The 15,115-nt window shown below is 71.3% G+C and carries 18 protein-coding genes; 14 read left to right on the top strand and 4 right to left on the bottom strand.

Going from position 1 to position 15,115, the window contains the following annotated elements; all coding sequences use genetic code 11:
- The first annotated feature begins 27 nt into the window (after nt 1–27).
- Nucleotides 28–1,017 carry a LacI family DNA-binding transcriptional regulator gene (locus tag KOI35_RS38095; protein WP_215793848.1) on the top strand — a complete coding sequence of 330 codons (990 nt, stop codon included), beginning with the start codon at nt 28–30 and terminating at the stop codon, nt 1,015–1,017.
- Between the two features lie 75 nt (nt 1,018–1,092).
- Here KOI35_RS38095 and KOI35_RS38090 read toward each other — a convergent pair whose 3' ends face one another.
- The gene (locus KOI35_RS38090; RefSeq protein WP_215793846.1) at nt 1,093–1,875 is read right to left on the bottom strand and encodes a helix-turn-helix transcriptional regulator; all 783 of its coding nucleotides are present in this window, start codon (nt 1,873–1,875) and stop codon (nt 1,093–1,095) included.
- 108 nt (nt 1,876–1,983) lie between these two features.
- Here KOI35_RS38090 and KOI35_RS38085 point away from each other — a divergent pair, with 108 nt between their 5' ends.
- The 4 genes from KOI35_RS38085 (at nt 1,984) to KOI35_RS38070 (ending at nt 4,459) form a co-directional block, all read left to right on the top strand.
- On the top strand, nt 1,984–2,952 hold the full coding sequence (locus tag KOI35_RS38085) for an oxidoreductase (protein ID WP_215793844.1): 969 nt from the start codon (nt 1,984–1,986) through the stop codon (nt 2,950–2,952).
- A 33-nt stretch (nt 2,953–2,985) separates the two neighbouring features.
- Entirely contained in the window at nt 2,986–3,405 is a 420-nt protein-coding gene (locus tag KOI35_RS38080; protein ID WP_215793842.1) for a nitroreductase/quinone reductase family protein, read from the top strand.
- A 137-nt stretch (nt 3,406–3,542) separates the two neighbouring features.
- A complete protein-coding gene (locus KOI35_RS38075) occupies nt 3,543–4,013 on the top strand; it encodes a hypothetical protein (protein WP_215793839.1) in 471 nt (156 codons plus the stop codon).
- Nucleotides 4,010–4,459, top strand: a complete 450-nt coding sequence (locus tag KOI35_RS38070) for a hypothetical protein (protein WP_215793837.1) — start codon at nt 4,010–4,012, stop codon at nt 4,457–4,459. Before KOI35_RS38075 ends, KOI35_RS38070 begins: the two co-directional genes overlap by 4 nt.
- A gap of 2 nt (nt 4,460–4,461) precedes the next feature.
- Here the strand turns inward: KOI35_RS38070 and KOI35_RS38065 are convergent, their stop codons facing one another.
- Entirely contained in the window at nt 4,462–5,055 is a 594-nt protein-coding gene (locus tag KOI35_RS38065) for a hypothetical protein (protein ID WP_308121334.1), read from the bottom strand.
- Between the two features lie 441 nt (nt 5,056–5,496).
- Nucleotides 5,497–5,847, bottom strand: a complete 351-nt coding sequence (locus KOI35_RS38060) for a DoxX family protein (protein WP_215793835.1) — start codon at nt 5,845–5,847, stop codon at nt 5,497–5,499.
- 73 nt (nt 5,848–5,920) lie between these two features.
- Between KOI35_RS38060 and KOI35_RS38055 the strand changes: the two genes are divergently transcribed.
- The 8 genes from KOI35_RS38055 to KOI35_RS38020 all read left to right on the top strand — a co-directional run bounded on the left by KOI35_RS38055 (nt 5,921) and on the right by KOI35_RS38020 (nt 14,125).
- Nucleotides 5,921–6,361, top strand: coding sequence for a MarR family winged helix-turn-helix transcriptional regulator (locus tag KOI35_RS38055; protein ID WP_215793833.1), 441 nt, complete (start codon nt 5,921–5,923; stop codon nt 6,359–6,361).
- Between the two features lie 292 nt (nt 6,362–6,653).
- The gene (locus KOI35_RS38050) at nt 6,654–7,958 is read left to right on the top strand and encodes an efflux RND transporter periplasmic adaptor subunit (protein ID WP_215793830.1); all 1,305 of its coding nucleotides are present in this window, start codon (nt 6,654–6,656) and stop codon (nt 7,956–7,958) included.
- A gap of 99 nt (nt 7,959–8,057) precedes the next feature.
- On the top strand, nt 8,058–8,783 hold the full coding sequence (locus KOI35_RS38045; protein ID WP_215793828.1) for a response regulator transcription factor: 726 nt from the start codon (nt 8,058–8,060) through the stop codon (nt 8,781–8,783).
- A gap of 1 nt (nt 8,784) precedes the next feature.
- Nucleotides 8,785–10,362, top strand: coding sequence for a sensor histidine kinase (locus tag KOI35_RS38040; protein WP_215793826.1), 1,578 nt, complete (start codon nt 8,785–8,787; stop codon nt 10,360–10,362).
- 41 nt (nt 10,363–10,403) lie between these two features.
- Nucleotides 10,404–11,615 (top strand): efflux RND transporter periplasmic adaptor subunit, encoded by a 1,212-nt coding sequence (locus KOI35_RS38035; protein WP_215793824.1) that lies wholly within the window; start codon nt 10,404–10,406, stop codon nt 11,613–11,615.
- A complete protein-coding gene (locus KOI35_RS38030) occupies nt 11,612–12,328 on the top strand; it encodes an ABC transporter ATP-binding protein (protein WP_215793821.1) in 717 nt (238 codons plus the stop codon). Before KOI35_RS38035 ends, KOI35_RS38030 begins: the two co-directional genes overlap by 4 nt.
- A gap of 73 nt (nt 12,329–12,401) precedes the next feature.
- A complete protein-coding gene (locus KOI35_RS38025) occupies nt 12,402–13,601 on the top strand; it encodes an ABC transporter permease (protein ID WP_215793819.1) in 1,200 nt (399 codons plus the stop codon).
- An 8-nt stretch (nt 13,602–13,609) separates the two neighbouring features.
- Nucleotides 13,610–14,125, top strand: coding sequence for a hypothetical protein (locus tag KOI35_RS38020; RefSeq protein WP_215793817.1), 516 nt, complete (start codon nt 13,610–13,612; stop codon nt 14,123–14,125).
- On the opposite strand, the gene KOI35_RS38015 is transcribed toward KOI35_RS38020, so the two are convergent.
- Nucleotides 14,126–14,812 (bottom strand): hypothetical protein, encoded by a 687-nt coding sequence (locus tag KOI35_RS38015; protein ID WP_215793815.1) that lies wholly within the window; start codon nt 14,810–14,812, stop codon nt 14,126–14,128. It abuts the gene before it with no gap.
- Nucleotides 14,813–14,900: 88 nt separating this feature from the next.
- Between KOI35_RS38015 and KOI35_RS38010 the strand changes: the two genes are divergently transcribed.
- Nucleotides 14,901–15,074 (top strand): hypothetical protein, encoded by a 174-nt coding sequence (locus tag KOI35_RS38010; RefSeq protein ID WP_215793813.1) that lies wholly within the window; start codon nt 14,901–14,903, stop codon nt 15,072–15,074.
- Nucleotides 15,075–15,115: the final 41 nt, after the last annotated feature.

Below are 15,115 nucleotides of genomic sequence, written 5' to 3'. Positions count from 1 at the left end.
GGTTACACGTGTAAGTTGGGTCTCACCATGCCTGACACGAAGCGCGTCACCAGCGCCGACGTGGCCCGGCTGGCCGGCGTCTCGCGCGCCACGGTCAGCTATGTCCTCAACGACACGCCCCGGCAGACCATCTCGGCCGGCACCCGCACCCGCGTGCTCGACGCGGCCGCCCGCCTAGGGTATTCCCCCTCGGCGGCCGCCCGCACCCTCCGGACCGGCCGCTCCGACGTCGTGCTCTGCCTGCTGCCCGACTGGCCGATCGGCCCCGAGGTGGGCTCGCTGCTCGGCAACCTGTCGGCCGCCCTCACCCGGCACGGCCTCACCCTGGTCGTGCACCCCGGCAGCCGCGGCGAGCGCCCGGTGGCCGAACTGTGGAAGGCGATCACCCCGGCCGCCGTCATCTCGTACACCGAGTTCACCGACGCCGAAGCGGCGGCCATGCGCTCGGCCGGCGTCGCCGTGGTGGTGGCGGTGCCCCGCCGCGGCCGGGGACGAGAACTGGCCGTCCCGCAGGAGCTGGTCGGCCGCCGCCAGGCCGAACACCTGGTCGCGGCCGGGCACACCCGGCTCGGCTACGCCTACCCCGATGACCAGCGGGTGCGCTTCTTCGCCGAGCCCCGCCTGGCCGGGGTACGCGCGGCCTGTGCGGCCCGGCGCCTGCCCACACCGGTCGGCCTGACGGTGCCGCTGGACCCGTCCGCGGCCGCCGATTGCGTACGCCGCTGGCAGTCGACCGAGGTGACCGCGGTCTGCGCCTACAACGACGAGGTGGCGCTGGCGGTGCTGGCCGGCGCCCGGACGGCCGGGCTGTCGGTGCCGGGCGACCTGGCCGTGATCGGCGTCGACGACATCCCCCCGGCGCGGCTCGCCGCACCCCCGCTGACCACCGTGACAACCGACCAGGCCGTGGTCGGCGCCCACCTGGCCGCCACCGTGGTGGCCGCGATGAGCGGCCGGTCGGCCCCCGAACTGCCCGCCGCCGACATCGTCCGAGTCGTGCCCCGCGACTCCGCCTGACCTCCCGGCCGCGTGTGCCTCCCTTGCGCGCTTGACCGGCTCATCGACTGCCGGCCCACGGCCGCCTGGGGACCGTCAGGCGCGATCGTCTCCGGGGGTGAGGAGGACGAGATACTGGTCCTGGTCGGGGAAGACGGTGACGTCGCAGGCCATCGTGGCCGCACCGATCGTGACCTGGTTGGCGTCGCTGCGGCCGTCAGCGGTGAAGCCGACCGGCCCCTGCGACCAGATCTGCGCGAAGCTCGGGCTGCGGTCGCACAGGTCGTCGATGAGTTCCCGGGTTTCGGCATCGTCGGGATAGTGGGTGGCCGCACTGCGCAGCCGGGCCGCGGCGAACCTGGCGAACCTGCCCATCCCCGCGGTTCCCCAGAAGGTGCCGTCGTCAGCGCCGAGGAAGTGGCGCCGGGCGAGGTTGCGCTGCGTTGCCGAAGCGGTGGAGAAATCTCCCAGGAGGTCGATGGCGGCCTGGTTCTGGCCGATGACGTCGAGGCGGGCACTGCACACCATGGCCGGCACGGGGCCGATGCCCTCCAGCAGGCGCCGGTTGCGATCGCTGAGGTCCATGGCGGGATGCGCCGGCCGTGGTGGTGCCTGCTCGGCGAGGTCGAACACGTGCCGTGTCTCGGCCTCGGTCAGCTGCAGGGCACGGCAGATCGCGGCCAGGACGTCGGCCGACGGCCGGGCTCCTCGCGCCTGCTCGATGTTGGTGTAGTGAATCGTCGAGATGTTGGCGCGAACGGCCACCTCCGAGCGGCGCAGCCCGGGCGTGCGGCGGCCGTCGACGGGCGAACCGGTCCCCGCGGAACTGGCCAGCTCACGCCGGGACCGCAGGTACTGGCCCAGCGCTTCCCGATGCATGGGGCAACGATGCCACGCCCGCGCCGTTCGGACGGCACTCACAACGACGTGCCGGGACATACAAGCTGTATCTCCCAGATCCGTCACCCACGGTGTTCACTTCCGGACATGACCACTGAGCAACACAAGATCGGCTCCGGATTCGGCCCGACGACCTCGACCATGGAGATCCTCGCCGACGTCGACCTGACCGGGCGCACCGCCGTCGTCACCGGCGGCTACTCCGGCATCGGACTGGCCGCGGCCCGGGCCCTCGCGGCGGCCGGCGCGCAGGTCGTCGTCCCGGCGCGCCGGCTGCAGGCCGCCCAGGACGCGATCGCCGACATCCCCGGCGCCACCGCCGGCGAGATGGACCTCGGCGACCAGGACAGCGTCAGCGCCTTCGCCGAGCGCTTCCTCGCCTCGCACCAGTCCCTCGACATCCTCGTCGCAGCGGCCGGCATCATGGCGACACCGCTGACCCGGACCCGGGAAGGCTGGGAATCACAGTTCGCGGTCAACCACCTCGGGCACTACACGCTCGTCAACCGGCTGTGGCCCGCCCTGCGTGCCGCCGGCCAGGCGCGGGTGGTCTCGCTGAGTTCCAACGGGCACTACAGCAGCCCGATTCGCTGGGACGATCCCCAGTTCGCCACGACCGACTACGACAAGTGGCTCGCCTACGGCCAGGCGAAAACCGCCAACGTCCTGTTCACCGTACGGCTGGACGCCCTCGGGCAAGGCTCCGGAGTCCGTGCGTTCGCCGTGCACCCGGGCGTCAGCGACACCTCCCTGTCGCGTTACATCCCGCGAGATGAACTCATCGCGATGGGCTGGGTCAACGAGGACGGCGCGCCCGTGGCCGGCTACACCCCCAAGACCCCCGACCAAGCCGCGGCGCCCGCGATCTGGGCCGCGACATCACCGCAGTTGACCGACAAAGGCGGCGTCTACATCGAGGACTGCGACATCTCCGAGATCACCACCACGTTCGACTTCAGCGCGGGTGGCGTCATGCCGCACGCCATCGACCCCGACGAAGCCACCCGGCTGTGGGCGCTGTCGGCGAAGCTCACCGGCGTCGACGCCTTCGCCTGACAGGCCTCACCGGTCACCACGCCAGGAGGAACCATGAGCAACTGGACGGACCCGGCCATCGGAGAGTTTCAACGCAGCGGTGGCAACCACCCCCGGTTCGGGCGCGATCTCGTGCTGCTGCACGGGATCGGCGCACGATCAGGTACGCCGCGCCCGCATCTCACCCGCGGCATCGCCTTCCGCGACGGCTGGGTAGTGGCAGCGACCTTCGGCGGCAACCCGAAGAATCCCGCCTGGGTCAACAATCTTCGCGCCCACCCGGACATCGACCTCGAGGTGCCGCTGCCCAGGGCCGGGACGAAGACCTACAACGTGCACGCCACCGAACTCGCCGGCCCCGACCGTGAGGAGGCCCGCCGACTGTTCCACACAGTGTCCCCGGTGTTCCCCCAGTTCGAGGCGAGCATCACCCGGCTGATCCCCATCTTCCTGCTGACACCGCACACCTCGTGAGTTCGGTGGCCGCGGGCGGATCTCATCCGGGACTGTCGATGGGCTGACAACAAACGCACAGGTAGGGCACAACGGTGACTCAGGCGGCGGGCGAATGGTGAAGGGGTAACGACGAACGCCCGAGGGGACTGAGCGCCATGCTCGTACAGCTGAACCGCAACTCCGGCCAGCGTGACTTCACCGCCACCGCGACCGACCTGCCGATCAACCCGGCCGCCCTGCCGACCACCCGCGGCCCGCTGCCGTCGGTGGCCTACTTCGGACACCCCGGCCGTGTCACCGGCCTGTCCCACCACCTGCCCGGCGGCTGGTCCCTGCGCCGCGCCACCGACCTCGACGATCTGCGCCCCGACGAGATCGTGCTGTTCGCCGGCGCCAATGTCCGCGAGGTCGCCACCGCCCGCCGCGTCCTGCCGGCCCGCACGATGATCGTCGCCCTGGTCGACGAGGAGGCTCCGGCCGAGCTGGTCGCCGGGGTCCTCACGGCCGGCGCCGACGCCTGTGTGCGCGGCGGCCAGCCCGCCATCCTGGCCGGCCACCTGGTCGCCTGCCGCCGCCGCGATCTGGCCGACCGCTGGTCCCGCCTGAACGTCCAGGGCCGGCGATGAGGAACGCCGGCCCGCCCGAACCGTCCGGCCCGGAGGCGACGCGCGTATTGGGCGCCGGCCCGTCCGACGGCACAAGGCCGGTGATACGCGACGATCTGCGGCCGCCCGCCGTGGTGATGCGCGACGGTCTGCGGCCGCCCGCCGTGGTGATGCGCGACGGTCTGCGGCCGCCCGCCGTGGCGATGCGCCGGCCGATGCGTTCTCTGGGTGCCGGGACCCGACGGGTCGCCGTTCCGGTCGGTCTCGCGGTGCGGGCACTGTTCCGGGCCGTGGCCGCCCTGGTCGGCGCGGTGGCCGACCGGCTCACGCCCTACGCGCCGGGCGCCGACATGGTGTCGCAGCGAGACTGGTTGCTCCTCCACAACATCACGCCGCCCATCGACGTGCCGCGCCGGCGCCGCCGTTACGGGGGATACGGCGGCGCCGGCGCGGAGCTCGCGCCCTGAACTCAGGCGGTCGGGGTCGCGCTCGCCGTCGGCTGGAGCACCTTGCAGGTCTCGATCGCCTTCTTCACCGTGGCGTCGCTGGTGTCCAGCTTGGACGTGTCGGTGACACCGTTCTCCTTGAGGCAGTTCAGGTAGGCCGCGTTCTGCCCGTTGCCCCGGTTGCCGTTGCCCATGCCGCCGCCCGGACGCCCCGATGGCCGCAGCGACGAGCACGCCTCCTGAGCCTTCTGCCAGGTCGCGTCGTCGACCCCTTCCGGCTTCTGGAACATGCCGCCCCCGCCCGGGAAACCGCCTCCGCCGGGTCCGGCACTACCTTCCGGCCGCGGCATCCCCGACGGGAAACCACCCTCCGGCATCCCCGACGGTCGCCCGGCCCCGCGCGGTCCGCCCGAGGGCATGGTGATCGTGACGCCGTTCTGGCTCAAGCAGTCGGTGTAGGCGGTGAACGCGCTGTTCATCCCGCCGCCGCCGTTGCCGCCATTGCTGCCGTCGCTGTTCGTGTCGCCGGAGCCGCCCCCGCAGGCCGCGGTCAGCGCAACGGCCGCCGAGGCCACGAGCAGAGCCGCCGCGCGGCGGTAAGCCTTGTTCCTGGACACGATGCCTTCTTTCCGAGGGGATGAGCCGCCGCGGGGCGGAGGCCGGACGACGCCTCCATCGGCACTCGTGAGGGCGCCGCGGATGACGACCCACCCAAACCCCCCGACCTCGTCACCACGTCGGCGCCGCCTCGGAATTCCCTCGAAACCGCTGTGCGGAAGCTGTGCCTCCCATGCCCCGGCGCCCAGCCCCGGCCGCCGTCTCCGGGGCGTGCTGCGTCGCTGACCTGCGCCACTGCCGCCGCAAGCCGGCGGTCAACGCGATGCCGTCAGCGGTCAAGACGGCGACTCGGTTAAGCGGGCCGTTCAGGCTGGTGGCTCGTTCAGGTCGGTGGCTCGCTGAGGTCGGTGGCTCGTTCAGGTCGGCGGCTCGCTCAGGCTGGTGGCTCGTTCAGGTCGGCGGCCCGCTGAGGTCGGCGGCCCGCTCACGCTGTGGCCGTGTCAGGCCGAGGCGATGCCGAGGGCCAGCGCCACGGCCGAGGGCACGACCAGCACGAGCGGCATCGGCATGCCCTTGAAGTCGCGGGTGCGCACGTGGAAGCCCACCGCCCCGGCGAAGTAGATCACCAGGCCGACCGCGGCGGCGATGCCCAGCGGCCGCCACGCGATGCCGACGAGCAGACCGGCCGCGCCCGCGAACTGCAGCAGCGCCAGCCGGTTGAACCACGACTCGGGCACGCCGGCGGCGGCCAGGCTGGTGGTGACGTTGTCGGCCCGGCGGAGCTTGGCCGTGGCGCTGGCGGCGACGGCCAGGGCGAAGACGATGGCGAAAACGGTGTAGGCGATGAACATGGATGCTCCCGGACGATTGGCGCTAGTAAATCGTTGGAAGCTTACAACGATTTGAGCTGGGTAGAGTATCGGCATGGCATCGCTCACACGCTCGACGGCGCCGGTTCAGCTCGGAGTGCAGCTCGCCGGTCGCGGGGCGGCCGCCGGGGCCCGGGTGCGCGACGCCCTGGCCGGGGCCGGTCTGACCCTGCGGTCGTCGTTCACCCTGCGGCTGCTGGCCGAGGGGCCGGTCGGCCAGCAGGCCCTGATCGACCTGCTCGGGGTCGACCCGAGCGCGCTGGTCGCCGTTCTCAACGAGCTGGAGGGTCTGGGCCTGGTGTCCCGGCAGCGTGACCCGGCCGACCGTCGCCGGCACATCGTCACGATGACGGCCGAGGGTGCAGGCGCGCTGCGGGCCGTCGATCAGGTGCTGGCCCAGGCCGACGACGAGCTGTTCGCCGCCCTGTCCCCGGCCGAGCGCGACCAACTGGCCCGCCTGCTCGACAAGATCGCCGACGACTGCGGCGACCAGTAGTGAGCCGGGGCTTGCGGCGACCAGTAGTGAGCCGGGGCTTGCGGCGCCCAGTGCGGAGGCGGGGCTGACGGACGGCCAGCACTGTGGCGGGGCTGACGGGCGACCAGCGCTGAGGCGGGGCTGACGGACGACCAGCACGGACGACCAGCACGGACGACCAGCACGGACGGCCAGCACGGACGGCCAGCACGGACGGCCAGCACTGAGGCGGAGTGCTGAGGGACGGTCCTCCCAGGCAACTCCGAGGTCGATTGGAGGCGGCGGCGAGGACGGTGGTCAACACTTCCGGCCCATGGGTGAAGCACTGGCCGGTCGACGGCGCTGGATCTGGGCCGCCGCGGCCGTCGTCGTGCTCGCGCTGATCGTCTTCGGAGTGGTCCGGGCGATGGGCGCCGACGCCAAGGAGGAGCCGGAAGCGGCCACCACCGTCGCCGTCGATCGGGGCGCCGTGACGGCCGAGGTCGCGACCACCGGGACCGTACAGCCGGCTCAGACGCGCAGCCTGTCGTTCGCCGTCGAGGGCACTGTCGAGAGCGTTTCCGTACGCGCGGGCACCACCGTCACGGCCGGCCAGGTCCTCGCCAAGGTCGACGACACCGACGCGGCCGAGGCGGTCGACGACGCGCAGGACTCGCTCGACGACGCCGAGGACGCGCTCGAAGAGGCCCAGGACAACGCCGGCAAGGCGAGCACCACGACCACCACCTGCGCGGCGAACGTCCCCGCGGCCTACACACCACCGTCGAGCACGCCCACGCCCACGCCGAGCCCGACCGGGACGACGAGCCCGACGACCACCCGGCCGACCACGGCGGCCCCGACCACGTCACCGACCCGCAGCGCCCCGGCGTCCACGCCGCCGAAAACCACGGCACCCACGCGCGGCGGCACGCCGACCGGTGGCGCGCCCGCGGGCGGGGGCAGCGGGACCTGCAGCGGCAACAACAGCGGCGGCAGCAACAACAGCGGCGGCGGCATGCAGCAGGGCGGCGGTGGTGACGCCGTCCTCAGCGCCGAGCAGCGTGTGATCCAGGCCCGCACCACCCTCGAGAACGCCGAGGACGCGCTGGCCGGCACGACGATCAAGGCGCCGATCGCCGGCAAGATACTGACCGTAAGCGGCAAGGTGGGCAGTCAGGTAAGCGCAGGTAACGCCTTCATAACGCTGGCCGACATCTATGACATGCAGATCAGTGCCGCCTTCCCCGAGGCCGACAGCGACCGGCTGGCCCTGGCCCAGAAGGCGGTGGTCACCCTGGCCGACCGGGCCGGCGATGAGTTCAAGGCCACCGTCGTGCAGGTCGATCCGGTCGGCACCAGTGACGGCACGATGGTCCGGTACGGCGTGCTGCTCGCCTTCGACACCGCGCCGGAAGGCCTGCTGGTGGGCCAGAGCGCCTCGGTCCGGGTCACCACCGGAGCCAAGGAGGAGGTGCTGCGCGTGCCGAGCACGGCGGTGCACGATGTCTCGGGCGATCAAGGCACGGTCCTGAAGAACGGCTCCCGTACGAAGGTGGTCGTGGGCCTGCGCGGGGACCAGTACACCGAGATCACCAGTGGTCTGGCGGACGGCGACGAGATCGTACGGTCGTGGTGATTGACAGCAAGTTGACAGCGGTACAGCCGACTCAACACAAGTTCATAGCAAATTCCTAGGTGGCGTTGATACTTCTTCGTGGTGCTGACCGAAACACGAATGGGTGAAGCCCCGCCCCGCGTCGCCCGGGTTCTCGTCGTCGACGACGAACCCAACATCTCCGCGCTGCTCAGCGCGACCCTGCGCCTGGTCGAGTTCGAGGTGCGGGTGGCCGAGACCGGCCATCGCGCGCTGGCCGCGGCCGCCGAGTTCGAACCCGACCTGATCGTGCTCGACGTGATGCTGCCCGACCTGGACGGCTTCGAGATCGCCAAGCGGTTGCGGGCGCGGGGTTCCCGGGTGCCGGTGCTGTTCCTGACCGCGCGGGACGCGCTCGAGGACCGCATCTCGGGGCTGTCGGCCGGCGCCGACGACTACGTGACCAAGCCGTTCAGCCTCGAAGAGGTCGTGTTGCGGATCCGGGCGATCCTGCGCCGCACCCGCCCCGAGCTGGACACGCCGGGCGAGGGCCGGGGCGTGCTGCGGTACGCCGACCTCGAGATGGACGAGGACGCCCACGAGGTGCGCCGGGCGGGCCGGGTCGTCGACCTCTCGCCGACCGAGTTCAACCTGCTCAAATACTTGCTGGTCAACGCGGGCCGGGTGGTGAGCAAGGCGCAGATCCTGGACCGGGTCTGGAAGTACGACTTCGGTGGCGACGGGCGCATCGTCGAGTCGTACGTCTACTACCTGCGCCGCAAGATCGACAAGACCGACCCGCCGCTGATCCACACCGTCCGCGGTGTCGGCTACGCGCTGCGCCTGCCACGCGGTGGCGAAGACTGAGATGATCGCGCTCACACGGGGGAACTGGACGCGGCCACGGCGCTGGAGACACTGGACTCTGCGGGCCCGGCTCGTCCTGGTGGTGGCCGCACTGACGGCGGTCGCGCTGATCATCGCCAACGTCGCCGGGCTGCTGCTGATCCGCAGCTATCTGCTCGAACGCATCGACGACCAGTTGCACGCGGCCGGCGGCCCGCTGTCCAAATCGGTGCCGGACATCAACGGGCTCCCGATCCCGGCCAACATGGCGGCCCCGGCCCGGGGTGTGCGGCCGATGTCCGCGGGCGGGAACGTCCTCAAGGGCCTCGGCCCCGAGCAGGTCATCTACTGGTTCCACGGGGACGGCTCCGTGGAGGCGACCCAGGTGGTTCCGGCCGAGGGCACGCTCAGCCTCGCCTCCATACCCACGATCGACCAGGTGTCCGCCATGCCCTCGCTCAACGAGCCGGGCAAGCTGGTCGCGGCCGACGGCACCGCCTGGCGGCTGATCGCCGTGACCAACCGCAACATCAACGGTGTCGCGGTGGTCGGCGTCTCGCTGAACGAGCTGAAACAGACCACCGATCGCCTGCTGCTCATCGACGCCGCGGTCAGCCTGCTCGTGCTCGCGCTGCTGGGGCTGGGGGCGGCTTTCGTCGTACGGCTGGGACTGCGCCCGCTCAACGACATGGAACGTCTGGCCACCGACATCTCGGGCGGCAACCTGAGCGGCCGCGTCATCGGCGCCGACCCGCACACCGAACCCGGACGACTCGGCCTGGCCCTCAACTCGATGCTGGGCCGGATCGAGGCCGAGGTCGACGCCCGCACCGCCTCCGAGCAGCGGATGCGCCAGTTCCTGGCCGACGCCTCGCACGAGCTGCGCACCCCGCTGACCTCGATCAAGGGGTTCGCCGAGCTGTACCGGCGGGGCGGGGTCGAGCCCGGCCCGGCCCTGCAGCGGATCGAGAGCGAGTCCGGACGGATGAGCCTGCTGGTCGAGGACATGCTGATGCTGGCCCGGCTCGACCAGCAGCGCCCGCTCGCCCGCAAGCCGGTCGACCTGCTCGAGGTGGCGGCCGATACGCTCCGCGACGCGCACGCCCGCGCCCCCGAACGGGTGGTGCAGCTGGACAGCCTGGCCGACGGGGACGAGACCTTCGAACCGCCGACGGTGCTGGGCGACGAGCACGCGCTGCGGCAGATCGTCACCAACCTGGTCGCCAACGCGCTCCAGCACACCCCTCCGGAGACCGAGGTCACCGTACGGGTCGGCCTGACCCCGCCGCGCCCGCCCGCTCCGGGCAGCGTCGTCACCGGCAACGCGGCCCCGACGATGGGCAAGCTCGCCGTGGTCGAGGTGGCTGACAACGGCCCGGGCATCCCGGCCGAGCACGCGCCCCGCGTCTTCGAGCGGCTCTACCGCGCCGATTCGAGCCGTTATCGCGGCAAGGGCGGCGGTTCCGGCCTGGGCCTGTCGATCGTGGCCGCCTTCGTGCACGGCCACGGCGGCTGGGTCGAGCTGGAGGAGACGCCCGGCGGGGGAGCGACGTTCCGCGTGCTGATGCCGGCCAACGACTTTGAGGTGGTTCCGAGCTAGTCCACAAGCTGCTCCGAGGCCGGGCCGACACAGTGTCCGGCATGCCAGCGCGCCTCAACCTGCGACGACCCACGGTGGCGGTCAACACCGCCCTGGGCGTCGCCCTCGTCGCCGGGGGATTCTGGGCCTACCAGTCCCTGGCCGGCACGGATGCCACCCCGGCCGCGAACGCCTCGGCCCGCACCGTCGCCGTGCAGCAGGGGACCGTGACCAAGACCGTGACCGCGGACGGGACGGTCGAGAGCGCCAGCACCGCCACGGCCAGCTTCGTCACCGGCGGTACGGTCACCGCGATCAACGTCAAGGTCGGCCAGAAGGTGACCAAGGGCCAGGTGCTGGCCAAGGTCGACCCGGCCGACGCCCAGCGTTCGCTGGACGCGGCCAACGCCGACCTGGACGCCGCGAACGACTCGCTCGACCGGGCCGAGAGCGCCGGCTCCGACACGTCGACCGCCGAGAACGCGGTCGAGCAGGCCGAACTGGCCGTCGACGAGGCCGAGGCCGCGGTGACCGGCACGGTGCTCAAGGCGCCGATGGCCGGCACGGTGACGGCGGTGAACGGCACCCTCGGCAGCTCATCGAGTGGAAGCGGAAGCAGCAGCGGCAGCGGCAGCGGCAGCCAGGGTGGTGCCCAGCAAAACACCAGCACCAGCTCCACCACGTCCAGCAGCAGCGGCTTCGTCGAGATCCAGGATCTCACCAAGATGCAGATCACGGCTGCCTTCGCCGAGGCCGACGCGACCAAGCTCAAGGAGAAGCAGGCCGCCACGGTGACGTGGAACGCGCTCAGCGGCACAGAAGAGGCCGCCAAGGTGACGGCCGTCGACCCCTCGGCGACAACGTCCAACAACGTGGTCACGTACGGGGTGACGCTCTCGCTCGACAAGGTGCCGACCGGGGTCAAGGCGGGCCAGACGGTCAGCGTCGCCGTCACCACGGGCAGCGTCGCCGACGCGCTGATGGTCAACTCGGCCGCGATCACCACGGTCGGCAACCGGCACTCGGTCACGGTCGTGGCCAACGGCACCCAGGAGGTGCGCCAGGTCGAGATCGGGCTCGAGGGCGACAGCGCCACCCAGATCACCGATGGGGTCACGGCGGGCGAGCAGGTCGTGCTCACCACCACGTCGACCACGTCGGGCAGCGGCACCCAGGGCGGCTTCCCGGGCGGCGGCGGGTTCCCGGGCGGAGGCACGGGCGGATTCCCCGGCGGGGGCGGCGCACCCGGCGGCTTCCAGGGTGGCGGACGATGAGCCGGCCGGTCCTCGACGTCCGCGACCTGAAGAAGATCTACGGCGAGGGCGAGGCCACCGTGCACGCGCTGGCCGGGGTCACACTGACCGTCGAACGCGGCGACTACGTGGCCATCATGGGTTCGTCCGGCTCGGGCAAGTCGACCCTGATGAACATCCTCGGCGCCCTGGACGTGCCCTCCACCGGCACGTACCTGCTCGACGGCGTCGACGTGAGCAAGCTCGCGGACCGTCAGCTGGCGCTGGCCCGCAACCGGCTCATCGGGTTCATCTTCCAGGCGTTCAACCTCATTCCCCGTACGTCGGCAGTGGCCAACGTCGAACTCCCGCTCGCCTACGCCGGGGTCAAACCCCGGGAGCGCCGCCGCCGGGCCCTGGAGGCGCTCGACGTCGTCGGGCTGGCCGACCGCGCACGCCACGAGCCCAACCAGCTCTCCGGCGGCCAGCAGCAGCGCGTCGCCGTGGCCCGGGCCCTGGTCACCGAGCCCGCCCTGCTGCTGGCCGACGAGCCCACCGGCAACCTGGACACCCGCTCGACCGAGGACGTGCTCACCGTGTTCGACCAGCTCAACGCGGCCGGCCGCACGATCGTGCTGATCACCCACGAGCCCGAGGTGGGCGACCGCACCAAGCGGCTGATTCGGCTGGTCGACGGCCGCATCGTGCACGACGTGCGCCAGACGCCGGTCCTCGCGGGAAGGCACGCCCAGTGACCGAGCGAAGCGAGGGCGCCATCAGGCTCAGCACGTTCCGTCATGCCGTCACGGAGCGAAGCGGAGTGGCGTCATGACGTTCTACGAAGTGGTGCGGTTCGCCCTGCGCGGGTTGTCGGCCAACAAACTGCGCACCGCGCTGACCATGCTGGGCATCCTGATCGGCGTCGCGTCGGTGATCCTGCTGGTCGCGGTGGGCAACGGCTCGGCCAAGGCGGTCAGCGACCGGATCGAGGCGCTCGGCACCAACACCATCACCGTGATGAGCACCGGCCGGGGCGGCTCCAGCAGCACCGCCCTGACCAAGGACATGGCCGACGCGCTGGCCGACCCGGTGCTGGCGCCGGACGTGAAGTCGGTGTCGCCCGTGGTCAGCTCGTCCGCCACGGTCACCTACGAGGGCTCCGACCACGACGTCAACTCGTTCACCGGCACCACGCCGGCCTGGTTCACCGCGTCCAACACGCCGGTCGGCGAGGGCGCGGCCTTCACCGCCGACGACGAGGCCCAGGCCCGCCGGGTCGTGGTGATCGGGCAGACCGTGGCCGAGGAGCTGTTCCCCGGTGTCGACCCGATCGACAAGCAGGTCACCGTCGGCGGCGCGCTGTTCACCGTGATCGGCGTGCTCGAGGAGAAGAGCTCGACCGGCATCCAGGACTCCAACGACACCGCGGTCGCGCCGCTGTCGGCCGTGCGCCAGGTGCTGACCGGCTACGGCTCGCTCAACTCGATCCTGGTCGAGGCGGCGAGCTCGGACAAGGTCGACGCCGTGCAGTCCGAGGTCTCGACGATCCTGAACCAGAAGCTGAGCGTCAGCGACAATGCGACCAGCACGCCCTACCGGATCCAGAACGCCTCGCAGCTGCTCGAGACCCAGAGCGAGACCGCCGACACCTTCACCACGCTGCTCGGCGCCGTGGCCGCGATCAGCCTGCTGGTCGGTGGCATCGGGATCACCAACATCATGCTGGTGACGGTCACCGAGCGTACGAGGGAAATCGGTATCCGGAAGGCCCTCGGCGCGCCCCGCCGCACCATCCTGACCCAGTTCCTGATCGAGGCGACCCTGTTGAGCGTGATCGGCGGCGCCCTGGGCGTGGCCGCCGCGCTGATCGGCAGCCACTTCACCATCGTCGGCGTGAAACCGGTGATCGTGCCCAGCTCGGTCGGGCTCGCCCTCGGCGTGTCCATCGCGATCGGACTGTTCTTCGGCGGCCTGCCCGCCAGCCGCGCCGCCCGCCTGCGGCCCATCGACGCGCTGCGCTACGAGTGAGGACTCCCATGAACGACGACACCGCGGTCATCGAGCCGGTCCGCGAGGACGACTTCGCCCGGGAACTGGCCCAGGCGGCGCCCCGGCGCTGGTGGAACAAGGGCACGATCGTGCTCGGCGGCTTCCTCCTGCTGGTCGGCGGGTTCGCCGGTGGACTGCAGGCGCAGAAACAGTGGGGGACGTCCGACACCCCGGCCGCCGGCGCTCGGGCCTTCGGTGGGGGGCAGAACCGGGCCGGCTACGGCGCGGCGGGCGGGGTGCCGAACTTCAACGGCGGACAGGCGCAGTCCACCGCCGCGGCCGCCGCCACCACCGGGAAGGTGAAGCTGGTCAACGGCAGCACGATCTATGTGGAGACCTCGGACGGCTCAGTGGTGACCGTGAAGACCGACGGCCGGACGACGGTGTCGACCGCCGGCAAGGGCAAGGTCGCCGACGTCAAGGCCGGCCAGTCGGTGACGATCCAGGGCAGCACCGGCACCGACGGCACGGTCACGGCCACCACGGTGACCGCCCAGAAATAGCTAGGCGAGGTTCGCCTTCAGCTTGACGATCGCGTCGGCCAGGTCGGGCACCTGCCGGTTGGTCAGCGTGCCGGCCCGCACGTTGGCGGTGACCAGGGCGCCCTGCGCGCTCAGATCGGCCCCGCCGGTCGCCCGGCCGATGTTGTGCTCCCAGATGTCGGTCACACAGCCCCGCACCTGCTTGGCGATCTCGGTCGAGAGCCACTTCTTGTCGTCGTCGGTCAGTGCCACGGGAATGTCCTCCAGGTGCCAGGAGGCCGTCGAGGCCTCGAGTTCGGTCTTGTAGGAAGCGGAGAAGTGCACGTGGTCGGTGTGCGGGTTGTCGCCGTCGTAGTCGGCCCGCTTCCAGTCGTTCGACGCCTCCCAGATGCGCCGGTTGAAGATGATGTAGCGCAGTCGCCGCTCGGCGCCCGAGCGGCACCGGCCGAGCAGGAACTGCACGACCGTCTCCATGGCCAGGCCGGGCAGCCGCAGCTCGACGTCGATGTCGAGGGCGTGCACCTCGTTGACGTGGTCGGCGTCCTTGTGGCGCAGCGCGCTCGAGTCCTCGTCCGGCGTGTGGTCCGACGTCGAGTCGTGGTTCTCGTCGCCGATCGTGCCTTCCGCGCCCCGGCGGCGTCCTGGCGAGAGCTCGTCGAACTCCGCGCGCAGCCGCAACAGGCAGGGCACCACGATCCAATCCGACATGGTTCACCTCGTGTCCGTTGTTCGGGTTACGCACGGACGGGCGGTGAACGGTCTCCCCGATACGTCGGCTCGCTGACACAATGCGGCCATGGACGAAGCGACGCGTGAACGGGACGACTCAGGACCTCAACTGAACCGGCGTGCCTTCTTCGGCCGGGCGCTGCTGCTGGCGGGCGGCGCGGCCACCGTCCTGACTCTCTCGGGCTGCCCGGGCGGGGACGGCGACGACGACGATGACGACGACGGCGAGGACGACGACTGAGGCGGCTCACACGGGTGATAGGGGCCGACTGATATGCCGTC

It is taken from the genome of Paractinoplanes bogorensis (genome assembly GCF_018829635.1).
In the GTDB taxonomy this organism is placed as follows: domain Bacteria; phylum Actinomycetota; class Actinomycetes; order Mycobacteriales; family Micromonosporaceae; genus Actinoplanes; species Actinoplanes bogorensis.
Note: the sequence above shows the minus strand (reverse complement) of the source record. Positions and strands in the feature narration are given on the sequence as shown.

Bases quoted from the DNA above. Each gene is read 5' to 3' on its own strand.
- KOI35_RS38095 (WP_215793848.1), top strand. From the start codon at position 28: ATGCCTGACACGAAGCGCGTCACCAGCGCCGACGTGGCCCGGCTGGCC.
- KOI35_RS38090 (WP_215793846.1), bottom strand. From the start codon at position 1,875: ATGCATCGGGAAGCGCTGGGCCAGTACCTGCGGTCCCGGCGTGAGCTG.
- KOI35_RS38085 (WP_215793844.1), top strand. From the start codon at position 1,984: ATGACCACTGAGCAACACAAGATCGGCTCCGGATTCGGCCCGACGACC.
- KOI35_RS38080 (WP_215793842.1), top strand. From the start codon at position 2,986: ATGAGCAACTGGACGGACCCGGCCATCGGAGAGTTTCAACGCAGCGGT.
- KOI35_RS38075 (WP_215793839.1), top strand. From the start codon at position 3,543: ATGCTCGTACAGCTGAACCGCAACTCCGGCCAGCGTGACTTCACCGCC.
- KOI35_RS38070 (WP_215793837.1), top strand. From the start codon at position 4,010: ATGAGGAACGCCGGCCCGCCCGAACCGTCCGGCCCGGAGGCGACGCGC.
- KOI35_RS38060 (WP_215793835.1), bottom strand. From the start codon at position 5,847: ATGTTCATCGCCTACACCGTTTTCGCCATCGTCTTCGCCCTGGCCGTC.
- KOI35_RS38055 (WP_215793833.1), top strand. From the start codon at position 5,921: ATGGCATCGCTCACACGCTCGACGGCGCCGGTTCAGCTCGGAGTGCAG.
- KOI35_RS38050 (WP_215793830.1), top strand. From the start codon at position 6,654: ATGGGTGAAGCACTGGCCGGTCGACGGCGCTGGATCTGGGCCGCCGCG.
- KOI35_RS38045 (WP_215793828.1), top strand. From the start codon at position 8,058: ATGGGTGAAGCCCCGCCCCGCGTCGCCCGGGTTCTCGTCGTCGACGAC.
- KOI35_RS38040 (WP_215793826.1), top strand. From the start codon at position 8,785: ATGATCGCGCTCACACGGGGGAACTGGACGCGGCCACGGCGCTGGAGA.
- KOI35_RS38035 (WP_215793824.1), top strand. From the start codon at position 10,404: ATGCCAGCGCGCCTCAACCTGCGACGACCCACGGTGGCGGTCAACACC.
- KOI35_RS38030 (WP_215793821.1), top strand. From the start codon at position 11,612: ATGAGCCGGCCGGTCCTCGACGTCCGCGACCTGAAGAAGATCTACGGC.
- KOI35_RS38025 (WP_215793819.1), top strand. From the start codon at position 12,402: ATGACGTTCTACGAAGTGGTGCGGTTCGCCCTGCGCGGGTTGTCGGCC.
- KOI35_RS38020 (WP_215793817.1), top strand. From the start codon at position 13,610: ATGAACGACGACACCGCGGTCATCGAGCCGGTCCGCGAGGACGACTTC.
- KOI35_RS38015 (WP_215793815.1), bottom strand. From the start codon at position 14,812: ATGTCGGATTGGATCGTGGTGCCCTGCCTGTTGCGGCTGCGCGCGGAG.
- KOI35_RS38010 (WP_215793813.1), top strand. From the start codon at position 14,901: ATGGACGAAGCGACGCGTGAACGGGACGACTCAGGACCTCAACTGAAC.